Consider the following 16,922-nt stretch of genomic DNA (forward strand, 5'->3'; position numbering starts at 1 on the left):
GCAAGTACGGCGGCACCGAGGTGAAGTACGGCGGCGAGGAGTACCTCATCCTCTCCTCGCGCGACATCCTCGCCGTCGTCGAGAAGTGACGACGTAGGCAGACAGCCGACGGGCCCCGGTCGTGACGACCGGGGCCCGTCGCTTCTCCGCTGCGCCGTGGAGACGACGCGCGATCAGCTCGCGCGACGTAGTGCGGTGGTGCTGAGGATGAGCTGGCGCTCGTCCTCGGACAGGCCGCCCCACACGCCGTAGGGCTCGCGCACCTTCAGGGCGTGCTCGCGGCACTGCTGGATCACGGGGCACTCGGCACAGACCGACTTGGCGGCTTCGTCGCGTCGCCGGCGGGTGCCGCCCCGCTCACCCTCGGGGTGGAAGAAGAGGTTCGGGTCGGCCTCGCGGCACTTGCCCTGGTACTGCCACTCCCACAGCTCCATCACCGGGCCGGGAAGCCTCGAGAGCTCTGCCATGTCCGCGCTCCTTTCAACGGGGTGCGACGTGGTGCCGCGGGGCGAATGAGATGAACCTAGCAATCGATGCAGAGGTTGTTCAAGCCCCTTGCGGAAGTAATTCATGAACCGCGCCAGGAGCCGCGCCGGAGACGGCGCGCCCGCAGGCGCGGGTTCCGCGGACCGCGTCGGCGTGCCCTAGGCTCGGCCCAGGGGCACAATCGAGGCCGACGACGAGGAGGACTTGGTGGCTCGAGCAACCCCCGCCGCGGGCGACGGGGACTCGCGGGTGGAAGCCGCACCCCTGACCGTTGCAGCCGTTGCGCGTTCCCTCGGCGTCGCGGCCTCCACGCTGCGGACGTGGGACCGCCGCTACGGGCTGGGGCCCTCCGGTCACCAGGCGGGCAGCCACCGCCGCTACACGCCCGAGGACGTCGCCCGGCTCCAGACCATGCGCCACCTCACCCTGCGTGGGGTCGCACCGGCCGACGCCGCCCGCATCGCCACCCAGACGGCGGACAGCGAGGGCCGGTCCGACTCCGGGGCCGAGGACGACGGCGAGGAGGGCTCCCTCGTCCTGGACCCGCTCACGCTCGCGGCGGCGGCCGTCGAGCCCGACCTGCGCCGCGTCCACCGCATGCTCCAGCGGGCCATCCGGGAGACCGGTGTCATCGCCACCTGGAACGACCTCGTCCAGCCCGCCGCATCGATGGTGGACCAGGGTCGCCACCGGGTCGCCGAGCGTCCGGGCAGTGACCCGCACAGCGTCATCCAGCTCGGCCTCATGCAGGCCATCCGCGAGCTGGCCACCCCCACCGGCCCCGCCCCCGTGCGGATCCTCACCGCCACCGCCGACCGGATGCGGGCCCACGTCATCGCCGGCGGGCTGGCGCAGCAGGACGTCGGCGCTCTCGTCGTGCGGGCCGAGCACGCCCCGCGCGACAGCGAGCTCGAGTCGTGGCTGCCGCCGGGGGAGGTCACGGTGCTCGCCGTCGTCGGCACCCCGCCGGGTGCCGAGGAGGTCGTCACCGCCGCCTCCGAGCGGGGCGACGTCGAGGTCTTCCTCCTCGGCGGCCAGACCCCGGCGATCTGGCTGCGGCACGTCCACCGGGTCCGCACCGCCGAGGCCGCCGTGGCGGAGATCACCGCCGCGGTACGTGAGTAGCCCCACCTCTCCTCCCGTGCGTGGCGCACGTAGGATCGGGGTGTGAGCGACTCCCCCTCGGCCGACCCGTTCGGCCTCACCGGCCTGACCTACGACGACGTCCTCCTGCTGCCGGGTCCCACCGACGTCATCCCCTCCGAGGTGGACACCACCGCCCGGCTGACGCGGGAGATCTCCCTGCGGGTGCCGCTGGTGTCCGCGGCGATGGACACGGTGACCGAGGCGCGGATGGCGATCGCCATGGCCCGCCAGGGCGGCATCGGCATCCTGCACCGCAACCTGTCCATCGAGGAGCAGGCCCAACAGGTGCAGACGGTCAAGCGCTCCGAGTCCGGCATGATCACCGACCCGGTCACCGTCGGCCCCGGGGCCACGCTCGCCGAGCTCGACGCGCTGTGTGCCCGGTACCGCGTCTCCGGGCTCCCGGTGGTCGACGAGCAGGGTGTGCTCCAGGGGATCATCACCAACCGCGACACCGCGTTCATCGACCGCACCGAGTTCGACTTCCGGCTCGTCCGCGACGTCATGACCCCGATGCCGCTCATCACCGCGCCGGTGGGGATCAGCCGTGAGGACGCCGCCGCGCTGCTCGCCCGGCACAAGATCGAGAAGCTCCCGCTCGTGGACGACGCCGGCGTGCTCCGCGGGCTCATCACCGTCAAGGACTTCGTCAAGTCCGAGCAGTACCCGGACGCGACCAAGGACGCCGAGGGACGGCTGCGGGTCGGTGCCGCCATCGGCTTCTTCGGAGACGCCTGGGAGCGCGCCACCGCCCTGGTCGACGCCGGGGTCGACGTCCTCGTCGCGGACACCGCGAACGGGCACGCCCGCCTGCTGCTCGAGATGGTCACCCGGCTGAAGAAGGACCCCGCCACCCGGCACGTCCAGGTGATCGGCGGGAACGTCGCCACCCGCGAGGGCGCCCAGGCGCTCGTCGACGCCGGTGCGGACGCCGTCAAGGTCGGTGTCGGGCCCGGCTCGATCTGCACCACCCGGGTGGTCGCCGGTGTCGGCGTGCCGCAGGTGACCGCCATCCACCTCGCCGCGCAGGCCTGCCGCCCGGCCGGGGTCCCGGTCATCGGTGACGGCGGGCTGCAGTACTCGGGCGACATCGCCAAGGCCATCGTCGCCGGGGCCGACACGGTCATGCTCGGCTCGCTGCTCGCCGGCTGCGACGAGAGCCCCGGCGACCTCGTCTTCGTCAACGGCAAGCAGTACAAGCACTACCGCGGCATGGGCTCCCTCGGGGCGATGGCCTCGCGCGGCCGGGTGTCCTACTCCAAGGACCGCTACTTCCAGGCCGACGTCGACACCGACGACAAGATCGTCCCGGAGGGCATCGAGGGCCAGGTGCCCTACCGCGGGCCGCTCGCCGCCGTGGCCTACCAGCTCGTCGGCGGCCTGCACCAGTCGATGTTCTACGTCGGCGCGCGGACACTGCCCGAGCTGGCGGAGAAGGGCAAGTTCATCCGGATCACCCCGGCGGGGCTCAAGGAGTCCCACCCGCACGACGTCCAGCTCACCGTCGAGGCGCCGAACTACAGCACCCGCTGAACCGGGGCGCCGGCCCGTCGGTGCGGGCACGGCCGCGCAGCTGGGCACCGGGCTGGGGGACCGGAAAGGCCGGCGGCGGGCGTGTGCGCACGGGCGATGTCGGTGGGCGCCGGCAGGCTGGTCGACGACGACGACGGCGCGGGGGCGCCCGAGGGGAGAGCCATGCAGAGCTGGGTGACCGGGCCGTTCCTCGGCTTCGACACGGAGACCACCGGGGTGGACCCGCGCACCGACCGCATCGTCAGCGCCGCCCTCGTCATGCGCGACGCCCGAGGCACCCGGCAGCGCACCTGGCTCGTCGACCCGGGCGTCGAGATCCCGCAGCCGGCCAGCGCCGTCCACGGCATCACCACCGACCACGTCCGCGCCGAGGGCCTGCCGCCGCACCAGGCGCTGGAGGAGATCGCCGCCGAGCTCACCCGGGCCACCGCCGCCGGGGTGCCGGTGGTCGTCTACAACGCCTGTTTCGACATCCGGCTGCTCGAGCACGAGCTCACCCGGTGGGGCCTGCCCACCCTCACCGACCGGCTGGGCCGGGCGCCGGGCCCGGTGCTCGACCCGCTCGTCGTCGACCGCGCACTGGACCGTGAGCGGCCCGGGAAGCGCACGCTCGCCGACCTCTGCCGCCACTACCGGGTCCCCACCCCGCGGGCGCTGCACACCGCCGAGGTCGACGTCCTGGCCACGCTCGACCTGCTCGACCGCCTCCTCGAGGCGTTCCCCGAGCTGGGGCAGCGGTCGCCCGCGGAGCTGCACGCGTGGCAGCGCGTGTGGCACCGGGCCTGGGCGGTCGGGCACAACGACGCACGAGCCCGGGAGGGGCGGTCGGGACCGGGTGCCGACCTGGAGTGGCCGGCGCCGCTCGACGGGGCACCGGGTGCCGCGGTGGCGGTGGGCTGAGGCACCGCACCCCGCTCGCCTCGCCCACCGCCACCGACGGCCGTCCGGGCACGACGCTGGGCCCGGACGGCCAGGGTCACTCGGCGGCGGCGATCCGCCGGCGCAGTGCGGCGAGCTGCTCCGTCATCTCCGCGGGGAGCCGGTCCCCGAAGAGCGCGAAGTACTCCTCGGTCTGGTCGGCCTCGGCGGTCCACGCCGCGGGGTCGGTGGCGAAGAGCTCGGTGAGGTCGTCGGCCGGGATGTCCAGGCCCTCGAGGGGGAGGTCGCCCTCCTTCGGCAGCCGGCCGGTGAGGCCGTCGCGGGCGTCGACCACGCCCGCGACGCGGTCGGTGACCCACGCGATGACCCGGGAGTTCTCCCCGAAGCCCGGCCACAGGAAGCGGCCGTCCTCGGCCTTGCGGAACCAGTTGACCTGGAAGATGCGCGGCGCCTTGTCCCCCAGCCGCTCGCCCATGCGCAGCCAATGCGCCCAGTAGTCGGCCATGTTGTAGCCGCAGAAGGGCAGCATGGCGAAGGGGTCGCGGCGCAGCTCGCCGACGGTGCCCTCGGCGGCCGCCGTCTGCTCGGAGGACACGGTCGCGCCCATGAACACGCCGTGCTGCCAGTCGTAGGCCTCGGCCACCAGCGGCACGTTGGTCGCCCGCCGCCCGCCGAAGAGGATCGCGTCGACCGGGACGCCGTCGAGGTCCTCCCACTCCGGGGCGATGGACGGGGACTGGTCCGCGCGCACGGTGAACCGGGAGTTCGGATGAGCCGCGGGGCGGCCGCTGTCCGGCGTCCAGTCCTTGCCCTGCCAGTCGAGAAGGTGCTGCGGCGTCTCGTCGGTCAGGCCCTCCCACCACACGTCGCCGTCGTCGGTCAGCGCCACGTTGGTGAAGATGACGTCGCGCCCGAGCGCGGCCACCGCTGTCGGGTTGGTCGACTCACCGGTGCCCGGCGCCACCCCGAAGAAGCCGGCCTCCGGGTTGATCGCGTAGAGGCGACCGTCCGGCCCGGGGCGCATCCAGGCGATGTCGTCGCCGATGGTCTCGGCCCGCCAGCCCGGGATCGTCGGGTTGAGCATCGCGAGGTTGGTCTTGCCGCAGGCGGAGGGGAACGCCGCCGCGAGGTGGAAGACCTCACCGCGGGGGTTGGTGACCTTGAGCAGCAGCATGTGCTCGGCCATCCAGCCCTGGTCGCGGCCCATGACCGAGGCGATGCGCAGCGCGTAGCACTTCTTGCCGAGCAGGGCGTTGCCGCCGTAGCCCGAGCCGTAGGACCAGATCTCGCGGGTCTCGGGGAAGTGGCAGATGTACTTGGTGTCGTTGCACGGCCAGGCGACGTCGTCGCGGACCTGGTCCTCGCCGTCCTCGTCGGTGGTGACGAGCGGGTAGCCGACGGAGTGGACGGCCGGCACCCACGGCGCGCCCTGGTCGATCAGCTCGAGGGCGGCCGCGCCCATCCGGGTCATGATCCGCATCGAGACGACGACGTAGGGGGAGTCGGTGACCTCCACACCCAGCTGGGAGATCGGCCCGCCCACGGGACCCATGGAGAAGGGGACGACGTACATCGTGCGGCCGCGCATCGAGCCGGCGAACACGCCGCGCAGCTCCTCGCGCATGGCCTGCGGCTCGGCCCAGTTGTTCGTCGGGCCGGCGTCCTCCGCACGCTCCGAGCAGATGAAGGTCCGCGACTCGACCCGTGCGACGTCGGACGGCGCGGAGCGGGCCAGGTAGCTGTTCGGCCGCTTCTGCGGGTTGAGCCGGATGAAGGTGCCGGCCTCGACGAGCTCGGCGCAGAGCCGGTCGTACTCCTCCTGCGAACCGTCACACACGTAGATCGCGTCGGGCTGGGTGAGCTCGGCGATCTCGGTGACCCAGGCGACCAGCTCCGGTGACTGGATGGGCCGACCCTGCATGACGGGAGCGGGGGTAGCGGTGATCATGTCTCTCCTCCGTGCAGCGGGACGCCGGTCGGCAGTCCCTGTGTTCCACTTTCCTCGCACTTCGCCGCCCGTTCCACCCGAGACGGGTGGTAAAAACCGCGAAAGTTTCGCTACGGTCAATCCGTGACACCTTCCGCCGACCCGCTCGTCCTCGGCCGCCGGATCCGCCATGCCCGCACCCGGGCCCGGATGACGCTGCGTGAGCTCGCTGCCGCGACCGGTTCGACGACGAGCCACCTGTCCCTCGTGGAGAACGGCCGGCGGGAGCCGCGGCTGTCCCTCCTCACCGCGATCGCCCAGGCGCTGGACGTCACCGTCTCCGACCTGCTCGCGCCGGAGCCACCGCCCGACCGCCGCGCCGAGCTGGAGATCGCCCTCGAACGGGCCCAGCGCTCACCGCTGTTCAGCTCGCTGGGCATCCCGCCGGTGCGCCCCGGCCGGCGGCTGCCGCTCGACGTGCTGGAGTCGCTCGTCGCCCTCCACCAGGAGCTCGACCGACGGGCCCGCGCCGTCATCGCCACCCCGCTCGAGGCACGCCGGATCAACACCGAGCAGCGGCTGGAGATGCAGCGGCGCAACAACTACCTGCCGGAGATCGAGGAGCTCGCCGAGGAGTGGGTGCGGGCCGTGGGGTATACGAGCGGGGCGCTGACCCACCACCAGGTGGCGCTCATGGCCGAGCGGCTCGGCTTCACCATCATCCACGTCGACGACCTGCCGCACTCCACCCGCACCGTCACCGACCTGCGCAACGGGCGGATCTACCTGCCGCCCGCCTCCATCCCGGGCGGCTACGGGCTGCGCTCACTCGCCCTCCAGGCCATGGCGCACCGGCTCTTCGGGCACGAGCGTCCGCGCGACTACGGCGACTTCCTGCGCCAGCGGCAGGAGATCGCCTACTTCACCGCGTGCTGCCTCATGCCGCGCTTCGCCGCCGTCGCCCACCTCACCGCGAAGAAGAAGGACAAGGACCTCGCCATGGAGGACTTCCGCGACTCCTTCGGCGTCACCCACCACTCCGCGGCGCAGCGGTTCACCAACCTGGCCACCGAGCTCCTCGGCATCCCGGTCCACTTCATCCGGACCAATGACGACGGCGCCCTGTACCGCGGCTACGAGAACGACGGGGTGCCGCTGCCCACCGACGCGTCGGGGGCGATCGAGGGTCAGCTGCTCTGCCGCCGGTGGGCCGCGCGGGCCGCCTTCGAGCGGCGCAACCGCACCACCGAGTTCTTCCAGTACACCGACACCCCGGCCGGCACGTTCTGGTGCAGCACGCAGACCGGCACGGGGGAGGACTCGGAGTTCTCCATCACCCTCGGCGTGCCGTTCGCGCACGCCAAGTGGTTCCGCGGGCGGGAGACCTCCCGCCGGGCGACGTCGACCTGCCCCGACGAGGCCTGCTGCAAGCGGCCCGACCCGGACCTCGCCGAGCGCTGGCGCGACTACTCCTGGCCGAGCGCCAAGATGCACGCCCACGTGCTCAGCCCGCTGCCCTCCGGCTCCTTCCCGGGTGTGGACGACACCGAGGTCTTCGAGTTCCTCGAGTCCCACGCCGCCGAGCACGACTGACGAGCCGGCGGCGGGCCCGGTCCGCCCGCTGCCCGGCGGGCCGGGCCTGCGCGGCGAACCAGGTCGGGCGGACCAGCCGGGGCGAGCCGGTGGGTCAGCCCACGACGACGTCGCCGGACTCGACGCGGACCTGGACCTGCGGGAGCGGCTCGTCGGCGGGGCCGGTGATGACGCTGCCGTCGACCGGGTCGAACTCCGAGCCGTGGCACGGGCAGTGCAGCGCCTCGGTCTGTCGGCGCACGGTGCAGCCCTGGTGGGTGCACACCGCGCTCAGCGCCACGACCTCGTCCTGCGACACCCGGGTGACGACGACGTCGGCGCCCTCGGCGGTGCGGGTGACCACCGAACCGCCGACCGGCACCTCGTCGAGGGGGAGCAGCCGCTCCCCGGGACGCGGCAGCGGCGGCGGCTCCTCCCCTCCGCAGGCGGCGAGGGCGACCGTCGCAGCTCCCGCGCCGGCGAGCGCGAGCACCTGCCGACGGGACGGACCGAGGTGGTGACAGCAGGCCATGGCCAGCAATCTACCCACCGCCGGGTAACCTGGCGTGGTGACCAACGAGATCGAGATCGGCCGCGGTAAGCGGGGGCGGCGGGCGTACTCCTTCGACGACGTCGCCGTCGTCCCCTCCCGACGCACGAGGGACCCCGAGGACGTCTCGGTCGGCTGGCAGATCGACGCCTACTACGTCGACATCCCGGTGCTCGCGGCACCGATGGACTCGGTGATGAGCCCCGCGACCGCGGTCCTGCTCGGCAAGCTCGGCGGCATCGGCGTCCTCGACCTCGAGGGCCTGTGGACCCGCTACGAGGAGCCCGAGCCGATCCTCGCGGAGATCGCGAGCCTCGACGGGCGCGACGTCACCGCGCGGATGCAGGAGATCTACTCCCGGCCGATCGTCCCCGAGCTCATCACCCAGCGCCTCCAGGAGATCCGGGCCGGCGGCGTCACCGTCGCCGGGCGGCTCTCCCCGCAGCGCACCCAGGAGCACTGGCGCACCGTCGTCGAGGCCGGGGTCGACCTCTTCGTCATCCGCGGCACCACCGTCTCGGCCGAGCACGTCTCCTCCACCGCCGAGCCGCTCAACCTCAAGCGCTTCATCTACGAGCTCGACGTGCCCGTGGTCGTCGGCGGCGCCGGCACCTACACCGCGGCGTTGCACCTCATGCGCACCGGCGCGGCGGGCGTGCTCGTCGGCTTCGGCGGGGGCGCGGCGCACACCACCCGCACCTCGCTGGGCATCCACACCCCGATGGCCACGGCCGTCGCGGACGTCGCCGCCGCCCGCCGGGACTACCTCGACGAGTCCGGCGGCCGCTACGTCCACGTCATCGCCGACGGCGGGGTGGGCCGCTCCGGCGACCTCGTCAAGGCCATCGCCTGCGGCGCCGACGCCGTCATGCTCGGCTCCTCCCTCGCCCGCGCCCAGGAGGCCCCCGGACGCGGGTGGCACTGGGGCTCGGAGGCCCACCACCCCCAGCTGCCCCGCGGCGAGCGGGTGCACGTGGGCACCGTCGGCTCGCTCGAGCAGATCCTCCACGGCCCCAGCGCCACGCCGGACGGCACGGTCAACCTCATCGGCGCGCTGCGCCGCGCGATGGCCACCACCGGCTACTCCGAGCTCAAGGAGTTCCAGCGGGTGGAGGTCGTCGTCTCCCCCTACAGCCCCAACAACCGGTAGGAGTACTCAATGGCCGAGCGCACCGTCACCATCGGTTCCAAGGTCGGGCTGCACGCCCGGCCGGCATCCATCTTCGTCAAGGCCGCCGGCGAGGCCGGCATCCCGGTGAAGATCAGCAAGCCCGGCGGCAACCCCGTCGACGCGGCGAGCATCCTCGGCGTCATGACCCTCGGCGCCAAGTACCAGGACACCGTCGTCCTCACCGCCGACGGTGACGGCGCCGAGGAGGTCCTCGACTCCCTCGCCGAGCTGCTCGCCCGGGACCTCGACGAGAAGTAGCACCCACACCCCACCCAGACCCGCAGGAACGACCGATCGCTTTGGAGACGCAGTGACGCAGGACGCCGACTTCCGTATCGAGCACGACACGATGGGGGAGGTGCGGGTCCCGCGCGGGGCGCTCTACAGCGCGCAGACGCAGCGGGCGGTGGAGAACTTCGCGATCTCCGGCATCCGGCTGTCGCGGCACCACATCGCGGCCCTCGCCGAGATCAAGCGGGCGGCGGCGCTGACCAACGCCGAGCTCGGCGTGCTCGAGGAGGACCTCGCACAGGCGATCGCCGAGGCGGCCGAGCAGGTCATCGCCGGGGAGCACGACGAGCACTTCCCGGTCGACGTGTTCCAGACCGGCTCCGGCACGTCGTCGAACATGAACACCAACGAGGTCATCGCCAACATCGCCAGCACGATCCTGGGCCGGCCGGTGCACCCGAACGACCACGTCAACGCCTCGCAGTCGTCCAACGACGTCTTCCCCTCCTCCATCCACATCGCCGCCACCGCCGCCGTGGTCCGCGACCTGCTGCCCGCGCTCGACACCCTCGCCGGCTCCCTGGAACGCAAGGCCGAGGAGTTCGCCGACGTCGTCAAGGCCGGCCGCACCCACCTCATGGACGCCACCCCGGTCACCCTGGGGCAGGAGTTCGGCGGCTACGCCACCCAGGTGCGCTACGGCGTCGCCCGGGTCGAGGCCGCCCTGCCGCGGCTCGCCGAGCTCGCGCTCGGCGGCACCGCGGTGGGCACCGGCATCAACACCCCCGCCGGCTTCGCCGCGCGGGTCATCGCCAAGGTCGCGGAGAACACCGGGCTGCCGGTCACCGAGGCGACCAACCACTTCGAGGCGCAGAGCGCGCAGGACAGCGCCGTGGAGATGTCCGGGGCGCTGCGCACCGTGGCCGTCTCCCTGGTCAAGATCGTCAACGACCTGCGCTGGATGGGCTCCGGCCCGAACACCGGCCTGGGCGAGATCGCCATCCCCGACCTCCAGCCCGGCTCCTCGATCATGCCCGGCAAGGTCAACCCGGTGATCCCGGAGGCCGTGGCCATGGTCTGCGCGCAGGTCATCGGCAACGACGCGACCATCGCCTTCGCCGGCACGACGGGCTCCTTCGAGCTCAACGTCATGCTCCCGGTGATCGCCCGCAACCTCCTGGAGTCGATCACCCTGCTCGCCAACGCGAGCGTCGCGCTGGCCACCCGCACCGTGGACGGCATCACCGCCAACGTCGAGCGGGCCCGGGCGCTGGCCGAGTCCTCGCCGTCGATCGTCACCCCGCTCAACCGGGTGATCGGCTACGAGGCCGCGGCGGCGATCGCCAAGCACGCGGTCGCCCACGGCACCACCATCCGCGAGGCGGTCGAGGCGCTGGGCTACGTCGAGCGCGGGGAGATCACCCCCGAGCAGCTCGACCGGGCGCTGGACGTCGCCGCGATGACCCGGCCGGCCGAGTGATGGCGGCGACACGGACCGAGGAGGACCTCCTCGGACAGCGCGAGGTCCCCGGCGAGGCCTACTGGGGCATCCACACGCTGCGCGCGGTGGAGAACTTCGCGCTGTCGGGTACGCGGGTGCGTGACCTGCCGGACCTCGTACGCGGCATGGTCCTGGTGAAGAAGGCCTGCGCGATGGCCAACCGCGACCTGCGCACGCTGCCGGCCGACGTCGCCGACGCCATCATCGGCGCCTGCGACGACATGCTCGAGCACGGGCGCTGCCTCGACCAGTTCCCGGTCGACGTCTTCCAGGGCGGGGCCGGCACCTCGGTGAACATGAACGTCAACGAGGTCATCGCCAACCTCGCCCTCGAGCGGATGGGGCTGCCCAAGGGCCGCTACGACGTCATCCACCCCAACGACCACGTCAACAAGAGCCAGTCGACGAACGACGCCTACCCGACGGGGCTGCGGATCGCGATCCACCGGGCCGTGGACCGCCTCAAGGCGCGGCTCGTCACCCTCGCCGACACGTTCACCGCCAAGGGCCACGAGTTCGCCGACGTGCTGAAGATGGGGCGTACCCAGCTCCAGGACGCCGTCCCGATGACCCTGGGCCAGGAGTTCGCCGCCTTCGCCGCCCTCCTCACCGAGGAGGAGGCGAACCTGCGGCGCAACCAGGACCTCCTCCTCGAGGTCAACCTCGGCGCGACGGCGATCGGCACCGGGCTCAACACCCCGCCGGGGTACGGGGTGCGGGCGGTGGCCCACCTCGCCGCGATCAGCGGGCTGCCGGTGCTGCGCTCGGCCAACCTCATCGAGGCGACGTCGGACACCGGCGCCTACGTGTCGATGCACGCGGCGCTCAAGCGGGTGGCGGTCAAGCTCGGCAAGATCTGCAACGACCTGCGGCTGCTGTCCTCCGGCCCACGCGCCGGGCTCGGGGAGATCAACCTGCCGGAGATGCAGGCGGGCTCCTCGATCATGCCCGCCAAGGTCAACCCGGTGATCCCCGAGGTGGTCAACCAGGTCTGCTTCAACGTCATCGGCAACGACACGGTCGTGACGATGGCCGCCGACGCGGGCCAGCTCCAGCTCAACGTCATGGAGCCGGTGATCACCAAGGCGATGTTCGAGTCGATCTCGCTGCTCACCCGGGCGTGCGAGGTGCTCGAGCGCCGCTGCGTCGCCGGCATCACCGCCAACCGGGAGGTCTGCTACGACAACGTCATGAGCTCGATCGGGCTGGTGACGTTCCTCAACCCGATCATCGGGCACCACAACGGTGACCGGGTGGGGCGTGAGGCCGCCCGCAGCGGCCGGACGGTGCGCGAGGTCGTCCTGGAGTGGGGGCTGCTCACCGAGGAGGAGATCGACGAGGTCCTCTCCCCGGAGAACCTCATGCGGCCCCGCTTCCGGGGCACCTACTACGGCGAGGACCCGGTCGTGCTCGCCCCGACGGCGGAGGAGGCCGACACCGCGGCGTCGCCGTCCTCGGCCGCCGACGACGACGCGACGGAGGGCGGCGAGCTCGAGGAAGCGGACGCCACCGGCTGACCGCCCGGCGGGACGACACCGCGCGACGGCGTGCGTCCCCGGCTGTGCCAGGAGGGGTGCGTCCCCGGCGCCGGCCGGGGACGCACCCCGCTCTCAGAGCAGGGAGACCGCCTGCCGGGCGATCTCCTGCTCCTCCCGGGTGGGCACGACGAGCACGGTGACGGCCGAGCGGTCGGTGGAGATGACGTGCGGCTCACTGCCCACCCCGGCGTTGCGCTGCCGGTCGAGCTCGATGCCGAGGAACTCCAGGCCCTCCACCGCCCGCTCCCGCACCACGGCGTCGTTCTCGCCGATGCCGGCGGTGAAGCTCAGCACGTCCAGCCCGCCCATGACCGCGGCGTAGGAGCCGATGTACTTGCGCAGCCGGTGGGTGTAGACGTCCAGCGCCAGCCGGGCCGCGTCGTCGCCCTCGGCGATGAGGCGGTGGATCTCGCGCATGTCGTTGTGGCCCGCCAGGCCCTTCATGCCGGACTGGCGGTTGAAGATGTCGTCGATCTGGTCGACGTCCAGCCCGCCGACCCGGCGCAGGTGGAAGATCACCGCGGGGTCGATGTCCCCGGTACGGGTGCCCATGACCAGACCCTCGAGCGGCGTCATCCCCATCGAGGTGTCCACGGCCCGGCCGCCGACGACGGCGGAGGCGGACGCCCCGTTGCCGAGGTGGAGGACGATCTGCCGGAGGGTGTCGGCGGGGCGGCCGGAGACGATCGCCGCGGTGCGGGAGACGTACTGGTGGGAGGTGCCGTGGGCGCCGTAGCGCCGCACCCGGTAGCGCTGCGCGACCTCCCGGTTGAGGGCGTAGGTCGCCGCGGCGTCGGGCAGCTCGGAGAAGAACGCGGTGTCGAACACCGCGACGTGCGGGACGTCGGGCAGCAGCTCACGGGCCACCTCGATACCCCGCAGGTTGGGCGGGTTGTGCAGCGGCGCGAGCGGGGCGAGCTCCTCGATGTCCGCCATGACCTTCTCGTCCACGACGACCGGCCCGGAGTAGCGCCGTCCGCCCTGGACCACCCGGTGCCCCACCGCGACGATCCCGGCGTCGGACAGCCGCGGGCCCACCGACCCGAACAGCTCCAGCACCCGCCGCAGCCCGCTGCCGTGGTCGGCGACGGGCTCGACGAGGGAGGTGTCCTCTCCCCGGAAGGTGTGCCGCAGCCGCCCCACGTCCTCCCCGATGCGCTCGACGAGACCGGAGGCGACGACGATGCCCGCGTCGGGCTCGATGAGCTGGTACTTGATCGAGGACGAGCCGGAGTTGACGACGAGGACGGTCCTGTTCACTGCTGCTCCTCACCGGCCTGGGCCTGGATCGCCGTGATGGCCACGGTGTTGACGATGTCCTGGACGAGGGCGCCGCGGGACAGGTCGTTGACGGGCTTGTTCAGGCCCTGGAGGACCGGTCCGATGGCGACCGCGCCGGCGGAGCGCTGGACCGCCTTGTAGGTGTTGTTGCCGGTGTTGAGGTCGGGGAAGATGAACACCGTCGCGCGCCCGGCGACGGCCGACCCGGGCAGCTTCGTCTCGGCGACGGAGGCGTCCACCGCGGCGTCGTACTGGATCGGGCCCTCGACCGACAGGTCGGGGCGGCGCTCGCGGACGAGCTCGGTGGCCGTGCGGACCTTGTCGACGTCGGCCCCGGTGCCCGAGGTCCCGGTGGAGTAGGAGAGCATCGCGATCCGCGGCTCGATGCCGAACTGCTCGGAGGTCTCCGCCGAGGAGATCGCGATGTCGGCGAGCTGCTCGGCGTCCGGGTCGGGGTTGACGGCGCAGTCGCCGTAGACGAGCACCCGGTCGGCGAGGCACATGAAGAACACCGAGGAGACGATCGAGGTGCCGGGCCGGGTCTTGATGATCTGGAACGCGGGCCGGATGGTGTGGGCGGTGGTGTGCTGCGCACCGGAGACCATGCCGTCGGCGTGCCCGAGGTGCACCATGAGCGTGCCGAAGTAGGACACGTCGCGCACCACCTCCAGCGCCCGGTCCCGGGTCATCCCGCGGTGGGCGCGCAGCCGGGCGAACTCCTCGGCGAAGGGTTCGAGCAGCTCGCTCGTCGCCGGCTCGATGACGGTGGCGGCGTCGATGTCGAGCCCGAGGTCGCTCGCCCGGTCGCGCACGGCGGCCTCCGGGCCGAGCAGGGTGAGGTCGGCGACGCCCCGGGACAGGAGGGTGCTCGCCGCCCGCAGGATGCGGTCGTCGGTGCCCTCCGGGAGCACGACGTGCTTGCGGGCACTGCGGGCCCGGTCCAGGAGCCGGGCCTCGAACATCAGAGGGGTGACGACGGTGGTGTGCGGGACGTCGAGGGTGGCGTAGACGGCGTCGGGGTCGACGCTCCGCTCGAAGGCGCTGAGCGTCACGTCCCGCTTGCGCTGGCTGCCCCGGGAGATCGGGCTGCGCACCGAGGAGACGATGCGCGCCGTCTCGTAGGTGTTGTGGGTCGTGGTGATGATCGGCAGCGAGCGGCCCAGGCCCTGGACCAGCGTGCGCACGGCCGGGTGGGTCTCGTACCCGCCGTTGAGCACGACGCCGGCGAGGGAGGGGAAGTTCTGCGAGGCGTGCGCGGCGGCGAGGGCGATGAGGACCTCGGAGCGGTCGCTCGCGGCCACCGCGAGCTGGCCCTCCTTGAGCCGCTCCAGGATGTGCTCGACGTTCATACCGCACACGAGCATCGACTCCACCTCGCGCGCGAGGAGCTCGTCGTCGCCGGCGATGACGGTGCCGTCCAGCGCCTCGGCGAGGTCCGCCACGGTGGGCGCGGACAGCAGCGGGATCTCCGGGAAGACCCACACCGGCACGTCGAGGTCGGCCAGGCCCGCCCGGACCTCGTCGATGCGGTCGGGCTCGCAGCGGTTGATGGCGACGGCGGCGACGGTGGCGTGCTCGGAGCGCAGCTCGGCGGCGGCGATGTCGACCACCTGGCGGATCTCCTCGACGCTGCGCTCCAGCGCCCGCACGGTGAGCAGCACCGGCGCGCCGAGGTTGGCCGCCGCCCGGCCGTTGAACGAGAGCTCGGCCGGCCCCGCCACGTCGGTGTAGTCCGACCCCACGACGACGACGACGTCGCTGCGCTGCTCGACGGCGTGGTAGCGCTCGACGATGGTGCTCAGCGCGGCGGTCTCGTCGGCGTGGACGTCGTCGTAGGTGACCCCGACCGCCTCCTCGTAGGTGGTGTCGACGCCGTCGTGGGAGACGAGCAGCTCCAGCACGCTGTCCCGCTCGTCACCGGCGCGGACGACCGGCCGGAAGATCCCCACCCGCTCCACCCGGCGGACGAACAGGTCGACCAGCCCCAGGGCGATCGTCGACTTGCCGGTGCGTCCCTCCGGGGAGGCGATGTAGATGCTGCGCGCCACGTGCACTCCTTCCCTGCTGCGCCGACGGACCGGCTCAGTGTCTCGCACCCCGGCGACGTCCTGTCTGGGCACTTTGTCCCACTCGCCGGGTGGCGCCTGGGCTACTCGTTGTCGCCGCCGGTGTCGTACTGGGGGCCGCCTGCCGCGGTGCCGGTCTCCCCGACGTCCGGCCACTGCCACTCGGCGACCTCGGGGATGTCGACGCCGTGCTCGCGGGTGTAGCGGCGGGCGGCCAGCCGGGCGTCGGCCATCCGCTGGCGCAGCCCGGCGTAGCGCGACCCGAGCCCGGGCACCCGGTCGATGACGTCCATGACGAGGTGGAAGCGGTCGAGGTCGTTGAGCATGACCATGTCGAACGGCGTGGTCGTCGTGCCCTTCTCCTTGTAGCCGCGGACGTGGAGGTTGGCGTGGTTGGTGCGCCGGTAGGTGAGCCGGTGGATGAGCCAGGGGTAGCCGTGGTAGGCGAAGATCACCTTCTTGCTCGTGGTGAAGATGGCGTCGAACTCCGAGTCGGGCAGCCCGTGCGGGTGCTCCTTGGGGTCCTGCAGCCGCAGCAGGTCGACGACGTTGACCACCCGCACCCGCAGCTCGGGCAGGTGGCGGCGCAGCAGGTCCGCGGCCGCGAGCACCTCCAGGGTGGGGATGTCGCCGGCGCAGACGAGCACGACGTCCGGCTCGCTGCCGTCCTCCTCGGTGCCGGCCCACTCCCAGATGCCCAGGCCGCGGTGGCAGTGGTCCAGCGCCTCCTCCATGGTGAGGAAGTCCGGGCCGGGCTGCTTGCCGGCGACGACGACGTTGACGTACTGCCGGGTGCGCAGCACGTGGTCGTAGGTGGCGAGCAGGGTGTTGGTGTCCGGCGGCAGGTAGACCCGCACCAGGGCGGCGCCCTTGTTGACGACGTGGTCGATGAAGCCGGGGTCCTGGTGGGAGAAGCCGTTGTGGTCCTGCCGCCACACGTGTGAGCTGAGGAGGTAGTTCAGGGAGGCGATCGGCCGGCGCCAGGACAGCTCGTCGGTGACCTTGAGCCACTTGAGGTGCTGGTTGACCATCGAGTCGACG

13 protein-coding genes and 2 pseudogenes are annotated in these 16,922 nt (G+C 72.4%); 9 read left to right on the forward strand and 6 right to left on the reverse strand.

Annotated elements, in window-relative coordinates; all coding sequences use genetic code 11:
- Nucleotides 1–89 (forward strand): annotated as a pseudogene (locus Q0195_RS06120) (co-chaperone GroES); the annotation flags it as partial.
- A gap of 84 nt (nt 90–173) precedes the next feature.
- Here Q0195_RS06120 and Q0195_RS06125 read toward each other — a convergent pair.
- A complete protein-coding gene (locus Q0195_RS06125) occupies nt 174–467 on the reverse strand; it encodes a WhiB family transcriptional regulator (protein ID WP_299275941.1) in 294 nt (97 codons plus the stop codon).
- A 226-nt stretch (nt 468–693) separates the two neighbouring features.
- Between Q0195_RS06125 and Q0195_RS06130 the strand changes: the two genes are divergently transcribed.
- The 3 genes from Q0195_RS06130 to Q0195_RS06140 all read left to right on the forward strand — a co-directional run bounded on the left by Q0195_RS06130 (nt 694) and on the right by Q0195_RS06140 (nt 4,065).
- Entirely contained in the window at nt 694–1,611 is a 918-nt protein-coding gene (locus tag Q0195_RS06130) for a MerR family transcriptional regulator (RefSeq protein ID WP_299275944.1), read from the forward strand.
- 42 nt (nt 1,612–1,653) lie between these two features.
- Nucleotides 1,654–3,165: an IMP dehydrogenase gene (guaB, locus tag Q0195_RS06135; protein WP_299275947.1), complete on the forward strand. Its 1,512-nt coding sequence runs from the start codon at nt 1,654–1,656 to the stop codon at nt 3,163–3,165.
- A 162-nt stretch (nt 3,166–3,327) separates the two neighbouring features.
- Nucleotides 3,328–4,065, forward strand: a complete 738-nt coding sequence (locus Q0195_RS06140; RefSeq protein ID WP_299275950.1) for an exonuclease domain-containing protein — start codon at nt 3,328–3,330, stop codon at nt 4,063–4,065.
- 76 nt (nt 4,066–4,141) lie between these two features.
- On the opposite strand, the gene Q0195_RS06145 is transcribed toward Q0195_RS06140, so the two are convergent.
- Complete coding sequence (locus tag Q0195_RS06145; RefSeq protein WP_299275952.1) at nt 4,142–5,992, reverse strand: phosphoenolpyruvate carboxykinase (GTP); 1,851 nt, start codon at nt 5,990–5,992, stop codon at nt 4,142–4,144.
- A gap of 123 nt (nt 5,993–6,115) precedes the next feature.
- Between Q0195_RS06145 and Q0195_RS06150 the strand changes: the two genes are divergently transcribed.
- The gene (locus Q0195_RS06150) at nt 6,116–7,564 is read left to right on the forward strand and encodes an XRE family transcriptional regulator (RefSeq protein WP_299275955.1); all 1,449 of its coding nucleotides are present in this window, start codon (nt 6,116–6,118) and stop codon (nt 7,562–7,564) included.
- A gap of 94 nt (nt 7,565–7,658) precedes the next feature.
- Here Q0195_RS06150 and Q0195_RS06155 read toward each other — a convergent pair whose 3' ends face one another.
- Nucleotides 7,659–8,075, reverse strand: a complete 417-nt coding sequence (locus Q0195_RS06155) for a Rieske (2Fe-2S) protein (protein ID WP_299275958.1) — start codon at nt 8,073–8,075, stop codon at nt 7,659–7,661.
- A 37-nt stretch (nt 8,076–8,112) separates the two neighbouring features.
- On the opposite strand from Q0195_RS06155, the gene Q0195_RS06160 reads away from it, so the two are divergent.
- The 4 genes from Q0195_RS06160 to aspA are packed head-to-tail and all read left to right on the forward strand — an operon-like array spanning nt 8,113 to nt 12,513.
- Entirely contained in the window at nt 8,113–9,243 is a 1,131-nt protein-coding gene (locus Q0195_RS06160) for a GuaB3 family IMP dehydrogenase-related protein (RefSeq protein ID WP_299275961.1), read from the forward strand.
- Between the two features lie 9 nt (nt 9,244–9,252).
- Nucleotides 9,253–9,522: an HPr family phosphocarrier protein gene (locus Q0195_RS06165; RefSeq protein ID WP_299275964.1), complete on the forward strand. Its 270-nt coding sequence runs from the start codon at nt 9,253–9,255 to the stop codon at nt 9,520–9,522.
- Between the two features lie 52 nt (nt 9,523–9,574).
- On the forward strand, nt 9,575–10,975 hold the full coding sequence (locus Q0195_RS06170) for a class II fumarate hydratase (RefSeq protein ID WP_299275967.1): 1,401 nt from the start codon (nt 9,575–9,577) through the stop codon (nt 10,973–10,975).
- Entirely contained in the window at nt 10,972–12,513 is a 1,542-nt protein-coding gene (gene aspA, locus Q0195_RS06175; protein ID WP_366518080.1) for an aspartate ammonia-lyase, read from the forward strand. The genes Q0195_RS06170 and aspA overlap by 4 nt, the downstream gene beginning before the upstream one ends.
- 93 nt (nt 12,514–12,606) lie before the next feature.
- Here the strand turns inward: aspA and Q0195_RS06180 are convergent, their stop codons facing one another.
- From Q0195_RS06180 to Q0195_RS06190, 3 genes and pseudogenes are all read right to left on the reverse strand, one after another.
- Entirely contained in the window at nt 12,607–13,794 is a 1,188-nt protein-coding gene (locus Q0195_RS06180) for an acetate kinase (protein ID WP_299275973.1), read from the reverse strand.
- A complete protein-coding gene (gene pta / locus Q0195_RS06185) occupies nt 13,791–15,863 on the reverse strand; it encodes a phosphate acetyltransferase (protein WP_299275976.1) in 2,073 nt (690 codons plus the stop codon). Before pta ends, Q0195_RS06180 begins: the two co-directional genes overlap by 4 nt.
- Nucleotides 15,864–15,964: 101 nt before the next feature.
- Nucleotides 15,965–16,922 (reverse strand): annotated as a pseudogene (locus Q0195_RS06190) (phosphoketolase); the annotation flags it as partial.

Origin of the sequence: uncultured Georgenia sp., from assembly GCF_937958535.1 — a bacterium.
Taxonomy (GTDB): Bacteria; Actinomycetota; Actinomycetes; order Actinomycetales; family Actinomycetaceae; genus Oceanitalea.